Source organism: Actinophytocola sp. KF-1 (assembly GCF_054661535.1).
The window spans coordinates 169,981-187,765 of record NZ_BAAFVK010000011.1 but is presented as its reverse complement, the minus strand read 5'-3'; the positions used below and the strand labels follow the sequence as shown (position 1 = coordinate 187,765).

The 17,785-nt window shown below is 71.5% G+C and carries 17 protein-coding genes; 8 read left to right on the top strand and 9 right to left on the bottom strand.

All coding sequences use genetic code 11. The annotated features are described in order from the left end of the window. Positions 1 to 466 precede the first annotated feature (466 nt). The 3 genes from ACYQ77_RS30860 to ACYQ77_RS30850 all read right to left on the bottom strand — a co-directional run bounded on the left by ACYQ77_RS30860 (position 467) and on the right by ACYQ77_RS30850 (position 3,170). Complete coding sequence (locus tag ACYQ77_RS30860) at positions 467 to 1,435, bottom strand: sigma-70 family RNA polymerase sigma factor (RefSeq protein WP_459717323.1); 969 nt, start codon at positions 1,433 to 1,435, stop codon at positions 467 to 469. A gap of 215 nt (positions 1,436 to 1,650) precedes the next feature. Continuing rightward, complete coding sequence (gene dtd / locus ACYQ77_RS30855) at positions 1,651 to 2,076, bottom strand: D-aminoacyl-tRNA deacylase (RefSeq protein ID WP_459717322.1); 426 nt, start codon at positions 2,074 to 2,076, stop codon at positions 1,651 to 1,653. A gap of 341 nt (positions 2,077 to 2,417) precedes the next feature. Beyond that, positions 2,418 to 3,170: a class I SAM-dependent methyltransferase gene (locus ACYQ77_RS30850; RefSeq protein ID WP_459717320.1), complete on the bottom strand. Its 753-nt coding sequence runs from the start codon at positions 3,168 to 3,170 to the stop codon at positions 2,418 to 2,420. A gap of 140 nt (positions 3,171 to 3,310) precedes the next feature. Here ACYQ77_RS30850 and ACYQ77_RS30845 point away from each other — a divergent pair, with 140 nt between their 5' ends. Next, the gene (locus tag ACYQ77_RS30845; RefSeq protein ID WP_459717318.1) at positions 3,311 to 3,622 is read left to right on the top strand and encodes a DUF3099 domain-containing protein; all 312 of its coding nucleotides are present in this window, start codon (positions 3,311 to 3,313) and stop codon (positions 3,620 to 3,622) included. On the opposite strand, the gene ACYQ77_RS30840 is transcribed toward ACYQ77_RS30845, so the two are convergent. Beyond that, positions 3,609 to 4,493, bottom strand: a complete 885-nt coding sequence (locus ACYQ77_RS30840; protein WP_459717704.1) for a carbohydrate kinase family protein — start codon at positions 4,491 to 4,493, stop codon at positions 3,609 to 3,611. The two genes, ACYQ77_RS30845 and ACYQ77_RS30840, sit on opposite strands and share 14 nt — an antisense overlap. Before the next feature lie 51 nt (positions 4,494 to 4,544). On the opposite strand from ACYQ77_RS30840, the gene ACYQ77_RS30835 reads away from it, so the two are divergent. From ACYQ77_RS30835 to add, 4 genes are all read left to right on the top strand, one after another. Continuing rightward, a complete protein-coding gene (locus ACYQ77_RS30835; RefSeq protein ID WP_459717316.1) occupies positions 4,545 to 5,357 on the top strand; it encodes an ABC transporter permease in 813 nt (270 codons plus the stop codon). Continuing rightward, positions 5,350 to 6,144 carry an ABC transporter permease gene (locus ACYQ77_RS30830; protein WP_459717314.1) on the top strand — a complete coding sequence of 265 codons (795 nt, stop codon included), beginning with the start codon at positions 5,350 to 5,352 and terminating at the stop codon, positions 6,142 to 6,144. Before ACYQ77_RS30835 ends, ACYQ77_RS30830 begins: the two co-directional genes overlap by 8 nt. Continuing rightward, entirely contained in the window at positions 6,144 to 7,094 is a 951-nt protein-coding gene (locus ACYQ77_RS30825; protein ID WP_459717313.1) for an ABC transporter ATP-binding protein, read from the top strand. The genes ACYQ77_RS30830 and ACYQ77_RS30825 overlap by 1 nt, the downstream gene beginning before the upstream one ends. A 132-nt stretch (positions 7,095 to 7,226) precedes the next feature. After that, on the top strand, positions 7,227 to 8,228 hold the full coding sequence (add, locus tag ACYQ77_RS30820) for an adenosine deaminase (RefSeq protein WP_459717312.1): 1,002 nt from the start codon (positions 7,227 to 7,229) through the stop codon (positions 8,226 to 8,228). 139 nt (positions 8,229 to 8,367) lie between these two features. On the opposite strand, the gene ACYQ77_RS30815 is transcribed toward add, so the two are convergent. Then, positions 8,368 to 9,279 carry a pseudouridine-5'-phosphate glycosidase gene (locus ACYQ77_RS30815; RefSeq protein WP_459717310.1) on the bottom strand — a complete coding sequence of 304 codons (912 nt, stop codon included), beginning with the start codon at positions 9,277 to 9,279 and terminating at the stop codon, positions 8,368 to 8,370. An 11-nt stretch (positions 9,280 to 9,290) separates the two neighbouring features. Continuing rightward, positions 9,291 to 11,174, bottom strand: coding sequence for a M48 family metallopeptidase (locus ACYQ77_RS30810; RefSeq protein WP_459717308.1), 1,884 nt, complete (start codon positions 11,172 to 11,174; stop codon positions 9,291 to 9,293). 183 nt (positions 11,175 to 11,357) lie between these two features. Here ACYQ77_RS30810 and rox point away from each other — a divergent pair, with 183 nt between their 5' ends. Then, a complete protein-coding gene (rox, locus tag ACYQ77_RS30805) occupies positions 11,358 to 12,788 on the top strand; it encodes a rifampin monooxygenase (RefSeq protein WP_459717306.1) in 1,431 nt (476 codons plus the stop codon). Here the strand turns inward: rox and ACYQ77_RS30800 are convergent. Then, the gene (locus ACYQ77_RS30800; RefSeq protein ID WP_459717304.1) at positions 12,774 to 13,364 is read right to left on the bottom strand and encodes a LemA family protein; all 591 of its coding nucleotides are present in this window, start codon (positions 13,362 to 13,364) and stop codon (positions 12,774 to 12,776) included. The two genes, rox and ACYQ77_RS30800, sit on opposite strands and share 15 nt — an antisense overlap. 58 nt (positions 13,365 to 13,422) lie before the next feature. After that, positions 13,423 to 14,223 carry a sporulation protein gene (locus ACYQ77_RS30795; protein ID WP_459717303.1) on the bottom strand — a complete coding sequence of 267 codons (801 nt, stop codon included), beginning with the start codon at positions 14,221 to 14,223 and terminating at the stop codon, positions 13,423 to 13,425. Positions 14,224 to 14,280: 57 nt separating this feature from the next. Here ACYQ77_RS30795 and ACYQ77_RS30790 point away from each other — a divergent pair, with 57 nt between their 5' ends. Next, positions 14,281 to 14,523: a DUF3039 domain-containing protein gene (locus tag ACYQ77_RS30790; protein ID WP_459717301.1), complete on the top strand. Its 243-nt coding sequence runs from the start codon at positions 14,281 to 14,283 to the stop codon at positions 14,521 to 14,523. Positions 14,524 to 14,536: 13 nt separating this feature from the next. On the opposite strand, the gene ACYQ77_RS30785 is transcribed toward ACYQ77_RS30790, so the two are convergent. Further along, entirely contained in the window at positions 14,537 to 15,628 is a 1,092-nt protein-coding gene (locus tag ACYQ77_RS30785; protein ID WP_459717299.1) for a YihY/virulence factor BrkB family protein, read from the bottom strand. A gap of 193 nt (positions 15,629 to 15,821) precedes the next feature. On the opposite strand from ACYQ77_RS30785, the gene ACYQ77_RS30780 reads away from it, so the two are divergent. Beyond that, the gene (locus tag ACYQ77_RS30780) at positions 15,822 to 17,567 is read left to right on the top strand and encodes a DEAD/DEAH box helicase (protein WP_459717298.1); all 1,746 of its coding nucleotides are present in this window, start codon (positions 15,822 to 15,824) and stop codon (positions 17,565 to 17,567) included. Positions 17,568 to 17,785 lie beyond the last annotated feature (218 nt).

Genomic DNA, 17,785 nt, shown 5'->3' with positions numbered 1-17,785 from the left:
GGAGAGGCTGGTCTCCGGGATGGCGGCTGGGTTGGGTGCGGGGTTGGTTTGGCAGGGACTGGTGTCCGGGATGGCAGGCAGCACATGTGAAGGGCTGACGCCCAGAGGAACACCCGTCAACAGGCAAGGGTCAAGGGGCGAAGCCCCGAAGACAGGGGTGACCAAGGCAGAAGAAGCAAGGCGACCACGCTGGGTCGGGAGAGACCGCACCGTGGGGGGTTTGGGGGGCTCGGCCCCCCAGCATCACACCTCGAGGCCCCCGGGAAGCGCGCCCCGCGCGCGAACAGGGGGGCCCAGCCGAGAGGCCGCGGCAGCCCCCGGCTGCCGCGACCTCCCGTTGGTGGGCGATCACGGGTGGTGATGAACCGCCCGCATCGCGTAGTCCAGTGCCTAGACCGTGCCGTGGTGTGCGTCACGTGTCAATGGGTTCTCGCTTCCTGGACGTACTCGATGCGGAATTGGTTGCTCAGCTTGCGTATGCGCGTAGCTTCTCGGCGCGTTCGCCCTGGCGGAGCTTGCTCATGACCTCGCGTTCGATCTGGCGGACGCGTTCGCGGGAGAGGCCGAAGCGCTTGCCGATCTGGTCGAGGGTGTGGGGCTGCCCGTCGTCGAGGCCGTAGCGCAGGCGGATCACCGACTGCTCGCGGTCGTCGAGGGTGGCGAGGACCCTGCGCAGGTCGTCCTGGAGGAGGCCGGAGATGACGGCGCTCTCGGCGTCGGTGGCCTCGCCGTCCTCGATGAAGTCGCCGAGGGGGGCGTCTTCCTCGGAGCCGACGGGCATGTCGAGGCTCACCGGGTCGCGGGCGTGGTCCAGCAGGTCCGCCACCTTCTCGGGGGTGAGACCGACTTCCTTCGCCAGCTCCTCGTGGGTGGCCTCGCGGCCGAGCTGCTGGTGCAGGTCACGCTTGATGCGGGCCAGCTTGTTGACCTGCTCCACCAGGTGGACGGGGAGGCGGATGGTGCGGCCCTGGTCGGCCATGCCCCTGGTGATGGCCTGGCGGATCCACCACGTGGCGTACGTGGAGAACTTGAAGCCCTTGGTGTAGTCGAACTTCTCGACCGCGCGGATGAGGCCCAGGTTGCCTTCCTGGATGAGGTCCAGGAGCGGCATGCCGCGGCCGGTGTAGCGCTTGGCGAGCGACACGACCAGCCGGAGGTTCGCCTCCAGCAGGTGGTTCTTCGCGAGGTGGCCGTCGTTGACGAGCTGGCGCAGTTCGGCTCGACGTGTACTGTCGAGTTTGTCGGCGGTGTCGAGCATGTGTTGCGCGAACACACCCGCCTCGATGCGCTTGGCGAGCTCGACCTCCTGGGCCGCGGTCAACAGTGCGGTCCGGCCGATGCCGTTGAGGTACACGCGGACCAGGTCGGCCGCGGGGCCCTGGGCATCGAGGTCGATCTCGCTGGGCTCCGGCTCGCGTTGCTGTGGGACCGTCATGCTCTCCCTCCCCCTTTCGCGGGCTGGTGTGTCCTGTGTCACACACCGGCCGTGTGTCCGGTGAGCCGCCTGGCGGTGGATCGCCCTCGGTGGCTGGACACTCTGGAAAACGCCGTTGGGTCTCGATTCGTTCCCGAGATCTCAACTGGATGACGTCAGCCCTGCCACACCGGTTGCTCTACCAATGCTGAGCTTTTCCTGAGAGGTGGACGGGCTCAGACTTCGACGATGACGGTGAACGGTCCGTCGTTCTCCGAGACGACCGTCATAGCCGCGCGGAAACGGCCGGTTTCCACGCGTGCGCCCCGTGTGCGCAGCGCGTCGACGACCGCGTCGACGAGTGGCTCCGCGACCTCCGGCCGCGCGGCGTGTGTCCACGACGGACGGCGGCCCTTGCGGGTGTCGCCGTACAACGTGAACTGGCTCACGACGAGCAGGGGGGCGCCCGTCGTCGCACACGACTGCTCGTCGCGCAGGATGCGTAGTTCGTGCAGTTTGCGGGCCATCGTGTCGGCCTGGGCGGTCGTGTCGGTGCCCGCGATGCCCAGCAGCACCAGCAGACCCGGCTCCTTGATCTCGCCGACCACCGACCCGTCGACGGTCACACTCGCCGACAACACCCTCGCCACCACCGCACGCACGCCGGTGATGCTCTCAGCACACCCTCCACGGCGCGCGCCAACCCCCGCGAGGCCCCCGCTCCAAACCCGCGAGTCTCCCTTTCCGGACCCGCGAGTCTCCCGTTCAGGACCGGTGAACTGGCGGTTCGTGACTCGGGCCCGGTACGCGAACCGCCGACTCGCGGGTCGCGAACGGGCGACTCGCGAGTCTCGAACGGGAGACTCGCGGGTCTCGAACGGGAGACTCGCGGGTCTCGAACGGGGGACTCGCGAGTCGTGAACGGGAGACTCGCGAGTCGCGAACGGGCGACGCGCGGGTCTTGAACGGGGGACTCGCGGGGTCTGAGAGGGGACTCGCGGGGTTAGCGGCGGGCTATCAGGTGGTAGTAGCGCGCGGTGAGGAGGTGGGGCATACGGGTGGCGAGGGTGAGTTCCAGGCGTTCCAGGTCGGCCATGAAGGTCGGGTCGGCCGCGTCCTCGTCCGAGACCAGGTCGCTGACGCAGCGGACGCCGTAGCGGACGATCTCCGCCATGCCCAGTTCGGCGAGGGTCGCGACGACCTCGCCGACCGTGCCCGGGGTGGACCACTCGTCGCCCGTGCCGTCCAGGTTGCGCAGCGCGAGTGCGGGTGAGCGGTCCCGCAGCACGGCCTGTGCCGGGCCGAAGTCCTCGTTCGGGCCGACCACCGACAGCAGGCCGCCCGGCCGCAGCGGCGCGGTGATCGCGGCGAGCACGGCCTTCCGCTCGTCCGGCGACTCGGCGTAGTGCAGCAGGTTGTGGCACAGCACGAGGTCGAAGTCGTGGCCGGTGAACACCTCGGGGGCGTCGTGGGCGGCGGCCTGGACCACGTGCAGCCGGTCGGCGACCTCGTGGGCCTCGGCGGCGTGGATCGCGGCGTGCAGCATGGCGCCCGCCGGGTCGAGCACGGTCACCTCGTGGCCCTGTGCCGCGAGCCGGACCGCGGCCATGCCGTTGCCGCCCGCCACGTCGAGGATCCGCACCGGTTCCGGGTACAGGTGACGTGCGATGTTGGCCTCGGTGATCGTGTGCCGCAGCCGCTCCAGCGGGCTCTGGCGCCACTGCTGGAGGTGATCCAGTGCGGTGTCAATGCTCACTGCGCAAGCTCCGTTCGGCCTCCGACCCCGCTCAAGGTCATGAAACCTTCTTACCCGGTCCGGCCCCGCCGACCACGGACTTGTACCCGGATGGCGCAATCGGGCCGGGAAGGTGCGAACATAGAGGAGGAGGTGGTGTCGTGAAGTCCGAGCGGGACGACACCCCGGTTCTCATCACCGAGGCAGCGCCGTCGTACGAAGACGAATACGCCGCGCGCAAACGCAAGTACCTGACGATGATGCTGCTGCGCATGCCGTGCCTGGTGCTGGCAGGCATCTTCCACGACACGTGGTGGCTGGCGGTGGGGTTCGTGCTCCTGTCGATCCCGCTGCCGTGGGTCGCGGTGCTGATCGCGAACGACCGGCCGCCGCGCAAGGCGGAGCAGGTCAACCGCTACGAGCGGACACCGCTGGCGCTGGAGAACCGGGACCACCCGGTCATCGACGGTTGACGGGGACGGGCTGCGCGCCCACCCTGCTCACCGCCATGGCGCCGAGGCGCACGCCTGCCCGCAGGCACTCCTCCGGTGGCTTGCCCGCGAGCAGCGCCGACAGCAGGCCGGCGTCGAACGCGTCGCCCGCGCCCGTGGAGTCCACGCAGTCGCCGGGCGCCGCGGGCACCGACACGATGCCGTCCTTGTCCACCCAGCTCGCGCCCGCCGGGCCGGTGGTGACGGCGACCGCGCCGACCCGGTCCAGCAGCGCCGCCGCGCTCGCCGGGTCGCGCGAGCCGGTCAGCACCGCCAGCTCGTCCAGGTTCGGCAGCAGCACGTCCACGTCCCGCAGCTCCTCGAGGAACAGGTCGGCGTCGGTGATCAACGCCGCTGCCTGCGGGTCGACGGACGTGGTCAGGCCGGCCGCGTGCGCGGCCGCCAGCATCGCGAGGCCGGCCTCGCGGGTCTCCTCGTCGAGCAGCACGTAGCCGGACAGGTGCAGGTGCCGCGCCTCCCGCAGCAGCGCCGGGTCGAGGTCGGTCGCCGCCAGGTTCTTGCCCGCGCCGCGGTCGGGCAGCATGCTGCGCTGCCCGTCGCCGTCGACCAGGACCACGACGCAGCAGGTCGCGGCGTCGGGATCAATCGTGAATGCGCACCGCACCCCGGTGGTGGTTAGCTCCTCGGATGCGCGCCGCCCCGCCACGTCGTCACCGACCCGGGCCACCAGCACCGTGTCGACCCCGCTGTACGCGAGCCACGCGGCTGTGTTCGCGCCCGCGCCACCGGTCGTGAGCGCGATCTTCGCCCTGGCGTCGCCGCCGTGCACGATCGAACCGGCATGAGAGGCGACCACGTCCAACGCGACGTCGCCAACGACCACGATGCCCACGCCGCTCCCATCACCACGCACCAGGACGAACAAGATCGGAGGCTAACCCGCGTGCCATCGACCAGTGGCGTCCGGGTGCTCGCCGCGCTCGCGGGGGCCGAGTTCCGCCGCTACGCCACCTACCGCCAGGCGACCTTCGCGGGCGCGTTCACCAACACCGTCTTCGGCTTCGTCCGCTGCTACACGCTGCTGTCGGTGGCGGCCGTGACCGGGACGATGGCGGGTTACGACCCGGCCCGGCTGGTCACGTTCGTGTGGGTGGGGCAGGGGCTGCTCGCCGTCGTCAACTACTGGGGCCAGCAGGAACTGCCGGAGCGGGTGCGGACCGGGCAGGTGGTGGCCGACCTGCTGCGGCCGGTGGACCTGATGGCCGCGTTCGTCGCGGGCGACGTCGGCCGCGCCGGGCACGCGATGCTGACCCGGTTCGTGGTGCCGGTGGCGGTCGGGCTGCTGGCGTTCGACTTCTACCTGCCCGGGCACGTGTGGACGTACGCGTTGTTCGCGGTGTCGGTGCTGCTGGCGGTGCTGGTGTGCTCGGCGTGCCGGTACCTGGTGGCGCTGACGGGGTTCTGGCTGCTGGACGTGCGTGGCGCCCAGATGGTGTGGGTGGTCGCGTCCGGGGCGGGCAGCGGGCTGTACTTCCCGATCACCGTGCTGCCGGACTGGCTCGCGCTGGCGCTCTGGGTCGGCACCCCCTTCCCGTCGCTCATGCAGGCGCCGCTGGACGTGCTGGTCGAGCGCGGCGGCACGGGTCACGGGCTGCTGCTGGTCGCGGGCCAGGTGGCGTGGCTGCTGGTGCTGGTGGCGCTGGGCCGGGTCGTGCAGGCGCGGGCGGTCCGGCGGCTGGTGGTGCAGGGTGGCTAGCGCGTACCGGAAGCTCCTCGCCGCCCAGATCCGGAGCCAGACGCAGTACCGGTTCTCGTTCGGCGTCGACCTGTTCTTCTCGACCGTGATGACCTCGCTCGACCTGGTCACCATCTGGGTGCTGTTCTCGGTCAACGACAGCCTCGGCGGGTTCGGCGGCCGCGAGGTGCTGCTCATGGTGGGCATCGCCGCGCTGGCGTTCCCGCTCGCCGACCTCGCGGTGGGCAACGTGGAGCGGCTGCGGGTGTTCGTGCGGTCGGGGCTGTTCGACGCGGTGCTGCTGCGGCCGTTGTCACCGCTCGTGCAGCTGGTGGCGATGGACTTCGCGCCGCGCAGGGTGGGCCGGGTCGTGCAGGGGACCGTGATCTACGTGGTCGCGCTGCTGAACGCGCCCGTCCAGTGGTCGCCCGGGGTGTGGGTGCTCGTGGTGCTCGCACCGGTCGCGGGCGCGGTGTTCTTCGGCGCGGTGTTCGTCTTCTTCGCCACCGTCGCGTTCTGGTGGATCGACGTCGGCGAGATCGCGAACGCCTTCACCTACGGCGGCAAGGACGTCTCCGCCTACCCGATGACCGTGTTCGGCGGGTGGTTCCGCCGGTTGTTCGCCTACGGCATGGGGTTCGCGTTCGTCGCGTACCTCCCCGCGCTCGCCATGCTCGGCCGGTCCGACCCGCTCGGGGTGCCGGACTGGCTGCGCTGGTGCTCACCGCTGACCGCGTTGTTCGTCGCCGTGCTCGCCGGGTCGTTCTGGCGCACGGGTGTCCGCCACTACCGGAGTACGGGATCGTGATGATCGAGACTTCCATGCTGCGCAAGGACTTCACGGTGCGCAGGAAAGCAGGCCCGCTCCGCAGGGAGAAGACCACGGTGTCCGCTGTGGACGGTGTGACGCTGTCGGTCGCCGAGGGGGAGATGCTCGGCTACATCGGACCGAACGGCGCCGGCAAGTCGACCACGCTGAAGATGATGACCGGCGTGCTCAGCCCGTCCGGGGGCCGCGTGTCGGTGTGCGGGCTGACGCCGGTGCCGCAACGGGTGCAGCTCGCGCGGCGGATCGGCGTGGTGTTCGGGCAGCGGTCGCAGCTGTGGTGGGACCTGCCGCTCACCGAGTCGTTCACGTTGCTGCGCCACGTGTACCGCGTGCCTGCCGCCGACCACGCGGCCCGGCTGGCGTACTGCCGCGCACTGCTCGACCTCGACGAGTTCCTGGGCACCCCGGTGCGGCAGCTCTCGCTGGGACAGCGGATGCGGGGTGAGCTGACCGCGGCGCTGCTGCACGGCCCGAAGGTGCTGTTCCTCGACGAGCCGACGATCGGGCTGGACGTGCTGAGCAAGCAGGCCGTGCGCGGGTTCCTCGCCGAGGTGGCCGACCGCGGCGACACGACGGTCGTGCTCACCACCCACGACCTCGCCGACATCGAGAAGCTGTGCAAGCGCCTCGTGGTGATCGACCACGGTCGCGTCGTGCACGACGGGACGCTCGAGGAACTGCACGCCACGTACCGGTCGAAGCGGCGGATCGTCGCCGACCTCGACGCGCCGTGGCCGGCCGACCTGACGCTGCCCGGCGCCGCGGTGGAGAGCGTCGCGGGGCAGCGGGTGACGCTGACGCTGGAGGGCGCGACGGCGGGTGAGGTCGTGGCGCGGCTCGCGCAGGCGGTGCCGCTGCGGGACCTGTCGGTGCAGGAGCCGGAGATCGAGGACGTCGTGGCGAAGCTGTACGCACAGGCCCGCGACTAGCTACGGTGTGCGGGTGACGGACTTCAAGCTGCCGCTGTACGGCAGCGACACCGAACGCGGCGACCTCGCTCCCTGAGTCGTCCCGCTCGATCCCGCCACGTCATCTCTTTTCTCCGCCAGGGAGCCCTTTTCATGCTGCGTGAGTACATCCATGCCCTGCCCAAGGTCGAGCTGCACGTCCACCTCGTCGGCTCGGCGAGCGTCGACACCGTTCTTGCGCTCGCCGCCCGCCACCCGTCGGCAGGGGTGCCCGCGGACCGTGCCGAGCTGGCCGCGTTCTACGAGTTCCGGGACTTCGACCACTTCCTGAACGTCTACTGGGCCGTGCAGTCGATGCTGCGCGACCGCCGCGACATCGACACGCTCGTGACCGGTCTCGCCGCCGACCTCGCCGCGCAGAACGTGCGGTACGCCGAGGTCACGGTCACCCCGTACAACCACCTGCTCGACGGCATGCCCGGTGACGAGCTGCTGGCGGGCCTCGAGTCCGGCCGGGCCACCGCCCGCGACGTGCACGGCGTCGACCTGGCGTGGGTCTTCGACATCCCCGGCGAGAAGGGCGTCGTGGCCGGGCGCGAGACGCTGACGTTCGCGTTGCGGGACCGGCCGGACGGGCTCGTCGCGTTCGGGCTCGGCGGGCCGGAGGTGGGGGTGGGCCGCGCCCTGTTCGCGCCGTTCTTCACCGCGGCACGCGAGGCGGGCCTGCACAGCGTGCCGCACGCGGGCGAGACCACCGGTCCGGCGACCGTGTGGTCGGCCATCCACGACCTGGGCGCGGAACGGATCGGGCACGGCACGTCGTCGGCGGCCGACCCGGCGCTGCTCGCCCACCTCGCCGAACACGGCATCCCGCTGGAGGTGTGCCCGACGTCGAACGTGCGCACCCGCCAGGTCGCGTCCGTCGAGGCGCACCCGGTGCGGCGGATGCTGGACCACGGCGTGGTGGTCACCCTCGCCACCGACGACCCGCCGATGTTCGGCGCCACGCTGGAGGGTGAGTACCTGGCGGTCGCGACGTCGCTCGGCCTGCGCCGCGCCGAGGTGGCGGCGCTGGCGGCCAACGGGGTCCGGTCGTCGTTCCTGCCGGACACCCGCAAGGACGCGCTGCTGGCGGAGATCACCGCTCTCGGGTAGGTCCGGCGCGGAGCGGTGGCGGACCTCGTAGCGGGTCCCCCCGCCTCCTCCGGTTCGCCGCGCCACGCCTTTCCGGTCGTCGAGCACGTGCCCACGGCACGAACGCCGACCAGACCCGGAGATGCCGGGTCCGGCTTGTTCAGAGCTGGGTGAGCGCGACCGCCACCTCGGCGGCCAGGGCCACGTTCGACAGGACCAGCGCCTCGTTCGCGTCGAGGCTGGCGCCCTCGCTCGCCGTGTGGAAGTGCTCCAGCAGGACCGGGGTGACGTCGCCGCCGCGGACGTCGCCCGCCGCGACCTTCGCCATGCCTTCCGCGAGGAGGCGGTCGTGCAGGGTGCGGTCCATCTCGGCGGCCTCGGGGATCGGGTTCGTCAACAGGACACCCGAGCCCGGTCCCTGTGCGCGGTGGGCCGCGACCACGGCCGCCGCCTCCTGCGGGGTGTTCACGCGCCACGGCACCGGGAAGCGGGACTCGCGGCGGTAGAACGCGGGGAACGAGTTCGTCCGGTAGCCGATGACCGGCACCGAACGGGTTTCGAGGACCTCGATCGTGGCGCCGATGTCCAGCACCGACTTCACCCCGGAACACACCACGGTGACCGGGGTGGTCGCCAGCACCTCGAGGTCGGCCGACACGTCCCACGCCTTCGCCTCGCCCGGCGGCGGCAGGTGCACGCCGCCGAGCCCGCCGGTGCCGAACACCGGGATGCCCGCCGCGTACGCGATCACCGACGTGCTCGCGATCGTGGTCGCGCCGTCGCGGTGGAGCGCGACGGCCGGGCCGAGGTCGCGGGCCGACAGCTTCGCGAGCTCGGCGTCCGCCGCGCACACCCGGTCCAGCTCGGCCTCGGTGAGGCCGACGCGGATCTGCCCGTCCAGCACGGCGATCGTCGCGGGCACGGCACCGGCGGCGCGGACGGCGTCCTCGATCGCGGTCGCGACCTTGCGGTTGCGGCCCGGCGGCAGCCCGTGCGCCAGGATCGTGCTCTCCAGCGCCACCACGGCACGGCCGTCGGCCTGCGCCGCCGTCACTTCCTCGGTGACTCGCATGTGATCCCTTCTCACGGCGCGACCTGCTCCGGTCGCGCGTCGGCCAGTGGCGGCAGCGGGCAGTGCACGAGCGCGCACACGGTGCGCAGCAGCTCGATCTCCGGCACCGTCATCACGCCGTCGTGCCCGATGACCGTCACCATCGCGGTCACCAGGTACTGCTTCTCCGGCCCGTCCAGCCCGTCGAGCACCGGCCACACGTTCTCCAGCAGCACCGGCGGCACCGGCGCGAACGGCAGCGGCTGCCCCGGCACCAGCTGTGCCAGTCCAGCACGGTACGCGTCCTGCGCGTGTCCCGGCCGCCCGGCTTCGGCGAGCACGGCGAGCAGCGTGGCCGCGGCCTGGGCGATCGCCTGCCGCGACGCGCGCCTGCCCGCCCACGGCGAGCCGCGGTGCACCGACTCGTACAGCTCGCGGTGCAGCAGCTGGGACAGGCAGTACTCGTGCAGGTCCAGCACGCCGTCGGCCTGGGCGAGCGCGTGGATGCACGCGAGCACCGCGTCCTGCTGGTCGCGCGGCCGCCGCCGCAGCGCGGGGAACGCCAGCTCGGCCAGCGGCAGCCGCAGCACCGGGTGCAGCGCCGCCAGCGCCTGCGCCTCCTGGCCCGCCGCGTTCGCGACCGCGGGCCCGAACCGGCTCGCGATGACCTGGTGCTGCGCCGCGCGCGCCCTCGGGTCGGCCGCCAGCAGCAGGCCGAGGACCAGCGGCAGCACCGTCTCGGGGTGGCGGGCGCGGTCCAGGAACACCGGCGGGATGGCGGCGATGATCGAGCCCGCGCGCTGGTACGCCTCGGGCGCGACCGTGCCGATCGAGGCCACGACGTCGGCGGGCCGGACCGGCACTGGCACGTTCGGCGGCGGCAGCTCCCCGGGCGGGGTGAGGCCGAGCAGCTCGTCCTCGGCCATGCCGTTGGGCGGCCGCACCTGCCAGGCGGCGGTGAGCTGCGCGAGCTGTGCCGGGTCGAACGCCGGGTCGAGGGTGCGGATGCGCTCCGCCAGCGGCGGATGGGTGGCGAACCAGTTCGCGAAGCCCTCGCCGAACAGCATGTGGCTGACGTCCTCGGACCGCTTGTCCCGCAGCTTCGAGCCCTCCTCGAGCCCGCCGATCTTCGTCAGCGCGCCGACGAGGCCCTCGGTCTGACGGGTGTACCGCACGGCGGACGCGTCGGCGAGGTACTCGCGTTGCCGGGACACCGCGGCCTTGATCAGCCTGCCGAAGAACACCCCGATGTAGCCGACGACCATCAGCACGAGCCCGATCAGCGGCAGGGGGTTGCGCTCGCCGCGGATGTTCAGCAGGACCCGGCCCACGACGGCGAGCCCGAGGATGCCGAACAGCACGCCCATGAGCCGGATGTTGAGCCGCATGTCGCCGTGCACGACATGGCTGAACTCGTGCCCGATGACGCCCTGCAGCTCGTCGCGGTTGAGCCGTTCCAGCGCGCCGTGCGTGACCGCGATGGCCGCGTCGGCGGGGGTGAACCCGGCGGCGAACGCGTTGATGCCGTTCTCGTTCGGCAGCACGTACACCTCGGGCACCGGCGTGCCGGAGGCGATCGCCATCTCCTCGACGACGTTGCGCAGCCTGCGCAGGCGCGGGTCGGTGGTGTCCTCGGGGACGTACACGCCGCCGAGGGACCGCGCGACCTTGCCGCCCCCGCCGTCGCGCAGCGACAGCGTCCGGAAGAGCGAGGTCAGTCCGATCGCGACGATCAGGAACAGGCTGGTCCAGATCATCGTGCTCGTGATCGTCGTGGCGTCCTGCTGGGACAGTCCGAGCAGGTAGAACGCGATCAGGTCGACGACCGCGACCAGCACGACGACGGCGACGGCGAAGAGCACGACCAGGCGGCGCGACGACTTGCGGACGTCCTGCTGTCGCTGGAAGAAGTTCATGCGGTTCCGGCCCCTGGCACGACGCGAGTGTAGAGCCGGGACGGACGTCGAGAAACGAAAAGGCAGGGAGCACCACTCCCCGCCACTACCAACGTATAGCGCACCCCGGGTCTTGCGGCAAGACCCCGGTGCTGCTCCACAATTCCCCGGCCAACGCCACTACCAGGGGAAACAGGGGAACACTTGACTGACGTGATCATCGCGGGCGGTGGGCCGACCGGCATGGTGCTGGCCGCCGAGCTGCGGTTGCACGGGGTGCGCGTGGTCGTCGTGGAGCGGGACGCCGAGCCGACGAAGGTCGTCCGGTCGCTCGGCCTGCACGTGCGGAGCATCGAGGTGATGGACCAGCGGGGACTGCTGGACCGGTTCCTCGAGCACGGCAGGAAGCGCCCGATCACCGGCTTCTTCGGCGGCATCGACAAGCCGGTGCCGGAGCGGCTGGACACCGCGCACGGCTACGTCCTCGGCATCCCGCAGCCGGTCACCGACCGGCTGCTCACCGAGCACGCCACCGAGGCGGGCGCCGAGATCCGGCGCGGGTGCGCGGTGACCGGGGTGCGCCAGGACGACGAGGGGGTGACCGCCGAGCTGTCCGACGGCACGCGCCTGCGCGCGCGCTACCTCGTCGGCTGCGACGGTGGCCGCAGCACGGTGCGCAAGCTGCTCGGCGTCGGTTTCCCGGGCGAGCAGGCGACGGTCGAGACGCTGCTCGCGGAGGTGGAGTCGAGCGAGCCCGCGGAGCGGTTGCTGGCGAGGGCGGCCGAGGTCCGCAGGACGAACCGGATGTTCGGCATCGGGCCGTTCGGGGAGGAGGGGGTGTACCGCGTCGTCGTGCCCGCCGACGGCGTCAGCGCGGACCGCACGCCACCGACCATGGACGACGTTCGGCGGCGGCTGCGTGCGGTCGCGGGCACCGACTTCGGGGTGCACTCGCCGCGCTGGCTGTCCCGGTTCGGCGACGCGACGCGGCAGGCCGAGCGGTACCGCGTCGGCCGGGTGTTCCTGGCGGGGGACGCCGCGCACATCCACCCGCCCGCCGGCGGGCAGGGCCTCAACCTCGGCGTCCAGGACGCGTTCAACCTCGGCTGGAAGCTGGCCGCCGCGGTCGCGGGCTGGGCGCCCGCCGGCCTCCTGGACACCTACGAGACCGAGCGGCACCCGGTGGCCGCCGACGTGCTGAACGACACCCGCGCGCAGATGCAGCTGATGTCCACCGAGCCCGGTCCGCGGGCGGTGCGCAGGCTGTTCGCGGAGCTGATGGACTTCGCGGAGGTCAACAGGTACCTGATCGAGAAGCTCACCGCGATCGGCGTCCGCTACGACTTCGGCGGTGGCCACGAGCTGGTCGGCAGGCGCCTGCGGGACGTGCGCCTGAAGCGGGGCCGCCTGTACGAGCTCACCCGCGGCGGCCGGGGACTGCTGCTCGACCAGACCGGCCGGCTGTCGGTCGGCGGCTGGGCGGACCGGGTCGACCACGTCGTGGACGTCAGCGGGGAACTCGACGTGCCCGCGGTGCTGCTGCGGCCGGACGGGCACGTCGCCTGGGCGGGCGAGGACCAGGAGGCGCTGGCCGCCGTGCTGCCCAGGTGGTTCGGCGCGTCAGTCGCCCAGTGAGATGCGCGGGGCGGCGCGCTTGACGGGGTCGTCCAACTCCAGGTAGGCGGCCGGGCCGAAGGAGAACATGCCCGCGATCAGGTTGGACGGGAAGGTGTCCTGCTTGTTGCGGTACACCATGACCGCGTCGTTGTAGGCCTGGCGGGCGAAGGCGACCCGGTTCTCCGCGGAGGTGAGCTCCTCGGCGAGCCCGCGCATGGTGTCGCTGGCCTTGAGCTCGGGGTAGTTCTCGCTGACGAGGAAGAACCGGCCGATGCTGCCGGTCAGCGCGTTCTCGGCGCCCGCGAGCGCGGCCATCGCCCGCGGGTTCGCGGGCGCGGCCTGCTGCTGGGCCTGGATCGCGGCGGTCCGGGCCTCGACCACGGCGGTGAGCGTGGTCTGCTCGTGGCGCATGTACGCCTTGGCGACCTCGACCAGGTTCGGGATCAGGTCGTGGCGCCGGGTGAGCTGCACGTCGATCTGCGCGTAGGCGTTCTGGTAGTTGTGCCGCGCGCGGACCAGCGAGTTGTACATCACGACGACCGCCGACACGACCACGACCACGATGGCGACCACCGCCACCAGTACCCACACCACGGTTGCGCTCCTCCCTGCGTGCCCGCCCAGGATACGCAGGGAGGACGCGGTGACCGGCTCAGTCGAAGATGGCCCTCGGCTTGGCCGCCTCGCGGAACCAGCCCTCGAGCTGCTGTTCCCAGTTGGTGCGCCCCATGGCCGCGTACTCGACGACGAACGAGCCCAGCCGGGACTGCGTGCGGCTGCCGAGCCCGCCGCCCTTGAGCACGCGGACCCGCTTGTGCACGTCGAGCACGACCTGCACGTCCCTCGGCCGGGCGAGGAACGAGACCGCCACCTCGTCGAAGACACCCGCGAACGCCTGCGACGGCAGGAAGTTGATCTCCTGGAAGAACGGCAGCTGCTGGTCGACGCCGTCGATGCGGTTCTTCACCAGGTTCGCGTCGCGGAACTTGAACCCGATGCGGGTCAGCGCGTCGAGGACGCGGTGCTGTGCGGGCAGCGGCTCGATCGGGATCGCGTCCACGTCCTGCGGGTCGACGACCGTGCGCGCGAGGTTCAGGTTCGTCTGCAGCCCGACCGCCATGCCGGTCAGGTACTTGCCCAGCACGGTGGTCACCGGGGTCTCCCACGGCATCTGCACCTCGAAGGGCACCTTGATCTGCGCGCCCGCCCGCACGAGCTCGTTGCCCGCGAGCTGCACGTTCTGGAAGGGCAGATCGGCCGTCTGGCCTTCCTCCCCCTGCTCGACCCTGGCGAGCAGGGTCACCGCCAGCGAGTCGACCTCCTGGTCGACCTGGCCGCCGACGAGGATGACCTCCCCGTGCAGCGTGCCGCCGGGGCGCACGTGCCGGTCGAGGATGCGGGCGTCCACCGTCGCGCCGCCCTGGCCGAAGCTGGCCATCACCTTCTGGAACATGCGCGCATCCTGCCAGCAGGTGAGCGGGTCCGCCGTGAATTCGGGCATCATTGCACCGTGAGTACCGAAACCCTGACGAAGCCGGATGCCGACACCCGGGACACCACGGGTGACGACACCCCGAAGATGTTCCACTACGTCCGCAAGGACAAGATCGCCGAGAGCGCGGTGACCGGTTCGCTGGTGGTGGCGCTGTGCGGCGAGGTCTTCCCGGTGACCCGTTCGCCCAAGCCCGGCTCGCCGGTCTGCCCGGAGTGCCAGAAGATCTTCAACAGCCTCCCGCCCGGCGGCGACGACTGAGACGCCCCGCCGCTCAGCGGTCCTGTTGCTGAGGGGCGGGCTTGGGCGGGCTGACCTGCCCGTTGGTGCTCGGCGGCGGCTCGTCCGCCGCCGGCCGCTCCGGCTGCTCCGGCTTTTTCGGCTGCTTCTGGCGCGGCTCGGACGCCGCGGCCCTGGTCATCTCCAGCCGCCGCCAGCGCCGCCGCTGGCGGCGCGTCATGCGGGCAGGCCACATCTCCTGGATGGCCGCGTTGAAGTAGGCCCCGATGACGATCGCGAGGCCGATGAAGAACGTGAACAGCAGGAACGCGATCGGGGTCGCCAGCGCGCCGTAGGTGTAGCCGGTCGTGGTGATCCACGCGATGTAGAGCCGCAGCCCGATGCTCGCGAGCAGGAACACGACCATGGCGAGCCCCGCGCCGGGCAGGCCCCGGTGCCACGGCAGCTTCCTCGGCAGCGCCAGCTTGTAGAGGGTCGCGAGCGCCAGCACGAGCATCACGCCGATGGCCGGGTAGTAGAAGGCGTCCACCCAGAACGAGATGTCGGGCCGCCACGCGACCGGGAACAGCTTCGGCAGCAGGTCGGGGCCGAGCGCGAGGATCGGCAGCCCGATCACCAGCAGCACCAGCGCGGCGAGGTACAGCAGCAGCGCGAAGATCCGCTGCCACACCTCGTTGCGCACCCCGTACTGGTCGTGCGCGACGGTGATCGCGTCGACGAACGACGACATGGCCGACGAGCCCGCCCACAGGGAGATCAGGAAGCCGACGGTCAGGATCTCGCCGCGCCCGTGGCGCAGGATGTCGTCGACGGTCGGGGCGATGATGTCGTCGACGACGTTGCCGCTGAACGCGGTCCGCGACCACTCGATGATCGAGTCGTGCACGGAGTCGATCACGTCCTGGCCGAACCACTGGGCCACGTAACCGAGGCTGCCCAGCAGCCCCAGCAGCAGCGGCGGCAGCGACAGGACCTGCCAGAACGCGGCCTCGGCGGCCTCGGAGAACAGGTTGCCGTCCCACGCCTTGACCCACGTCCGCTTCAGCAGGCGCAGCGGCCCGCGACGCGACGGTTCCTCGGAGGGGGTCGTCGCGTGGTGCGGCTGCTGCTGTGGCTGGGGGCTCATCTCAGGGTCAAGCATGGTCCATCGCATGCCGCTTGGCTCGGCAGTCCCCGAGATCGTGACCCACGTGTCGCACCTCGCGGGTCGCAACGCGCTCCCCGCGGCGGCCAGAGGTAAAGTCATCCCCGCCCTCAACGTCGCCCGCTGAGGGCTTCGTTGTGCCAGGAGTGCGTCCAGGAGGGGAGCTGCCGGACGAATGACATCGGTGCAGGGGACGGAACAGGCGGCTGAGCAGACGGTCCGGCCGGGGGGCTCACGGCCACTGCGTGCGTGGCAGCGGCGGGCGATCACCAAGTACCTCACGTCCAAACCGCAGGACTTCCTCGCCGTGGCGACGCCCGGCGCGGGAAAGACCGTGTTCGGGCTGCGGGTGGCCGCCGAGCTGCTCGCGGACCGGGTGATCGAGCGCGTCACGATCGTGACGCCGACCGAGCACCTCAAGTACCAGTGGGCGGCCTCCGCGGCGGCGGCGGGCATCCCGATCGACCCGAACTTCCGCAACTCGGCGGGCGCCACCGCCAGCGACTACATGGGTGTCGCGGTGACGTACGCGCAGGTCGCGGCGCACCCGATGCTGCACAGGGTGCGCACCGAGCAGCGCAAGACGCTCGTCATCCTCGACGAGATCCACCACGGCGGCGACGCCAAGTCGTGGGGTGACGGCATCCGCGAGGCGTTCACGCCCGCCGTGCGCAGGCTGGCGCTGACCGGTACCCCGTTCCGGAGCGACGACTCGCCCATCCCGTTCGTCACGTACGAGCCGGACGCGAGCGGGTTCATGCGCAGCAAAGCCGACCACACCTACGGCTACTCCGACGCGCTGGCCGACGGCGTGGTCCGCCCGGTGATCTTCCTGGCGTACTCGGGTGAGGCGAGCTGGCGGACCAGCGCGGGCGAGGAGTTCACGGCCCGCCTCGGCGAGCCGATGACGAACGAGCAGACCGCCAGGGCGTGGCGGACCGCGCTGGACCCGGAGGGCGAGTGGGTGCCCGCGGTGCTGCAGGCCGCCGACCTGCGGCTCGCGCAGCTGCGGCAGAGCGTGCCGGACGCGGGCGGCCTGGTGATCGCGTCGGACCACATCTCGGCGAAGGCGTACGCGAAGATCCTCACCCAGCAGACCGGCCGCGAACCGGTCGTGGTGCTGTCCGACGACCCGAAGGCGTCCAGCAGGATCGCGGAGTTCTCCGAGTCCGACGACCGCTGGCTGGTCGCGGTGCGCATGGTGTCGGAGGGTGTGGACGTGCCGCGCCTGGCGGTCGGGGTGTACGCGACCAGCGCGTCCACCCCGCTGTTCTTCGCGCAGGCGGTGGGCCGGTTCGTCCGTGCCCGGCGCCCGGGGGAGACGGCGAGCGTGTTCCTGCCGAGCGTGCCGGTCCTGCTGGAGCTGGCCGCGCAGCTGGAGGCGCAGCGCGACCACGTGCTCGGCAAACCCCACCGCGAGAAGGACGGCTGGGACGACGAGCTGCTGGCGGACGCGAACCGCCAGAAGGACGAGCCGGGCGAGGAGGAGAAGGCGTTCACGGCCCTGTCCGCCTCGGCGGAGCTGGACCAGGTGATCTACGACGGCTCGTCGTTCGGCACCGCGGCGTTCGCCGGTACCGAGGAGGAGCAGGAGTACCTGGGCCTGCCGGGCCTGCTGGAACCCGAGCAGGTGCGCGCCCTCCTGCGGCAGCGGCAGGCCAAGCAACTGGAGAACCGCACGAAGCAGGCGGCGAACGCCGAACCGGCGGCCGCGCCGACCCCACGCCCGCAGTCGGTGGCGGAGCGGTTGACGGGGTTGCGCAAGGAGCTGAACACGCTGGTCGCGATGTACCACCACCGCACGGGCAAACCACACGGCATGATCCACAGCGAGCTGCGCCGCGTGTGCGCGGGCCCGCCGACCGCGATGGCCACGGTGGAGCAGCTCGAGGAGCGGATCGCCACGCTGCGCTCCTGGTAGCTCATGCGACGAAGGGCCCCTTCCGTGGTGAAGGGGCCCTTCGAACGGGATACCCCCGAACACCAGTGAGCGGAAACCCCGGAACCCGGCACCCCTGCTGAGCCAAACCCCGCACTACCCGAGCAGACGCCCCCAGTACCGGCCTCACTTTCCGCAACTTTCGGTAACCAAGTCCCCGATGGGGTAGCGACCCGTCGCCCGCTCGGACGCACACCGGC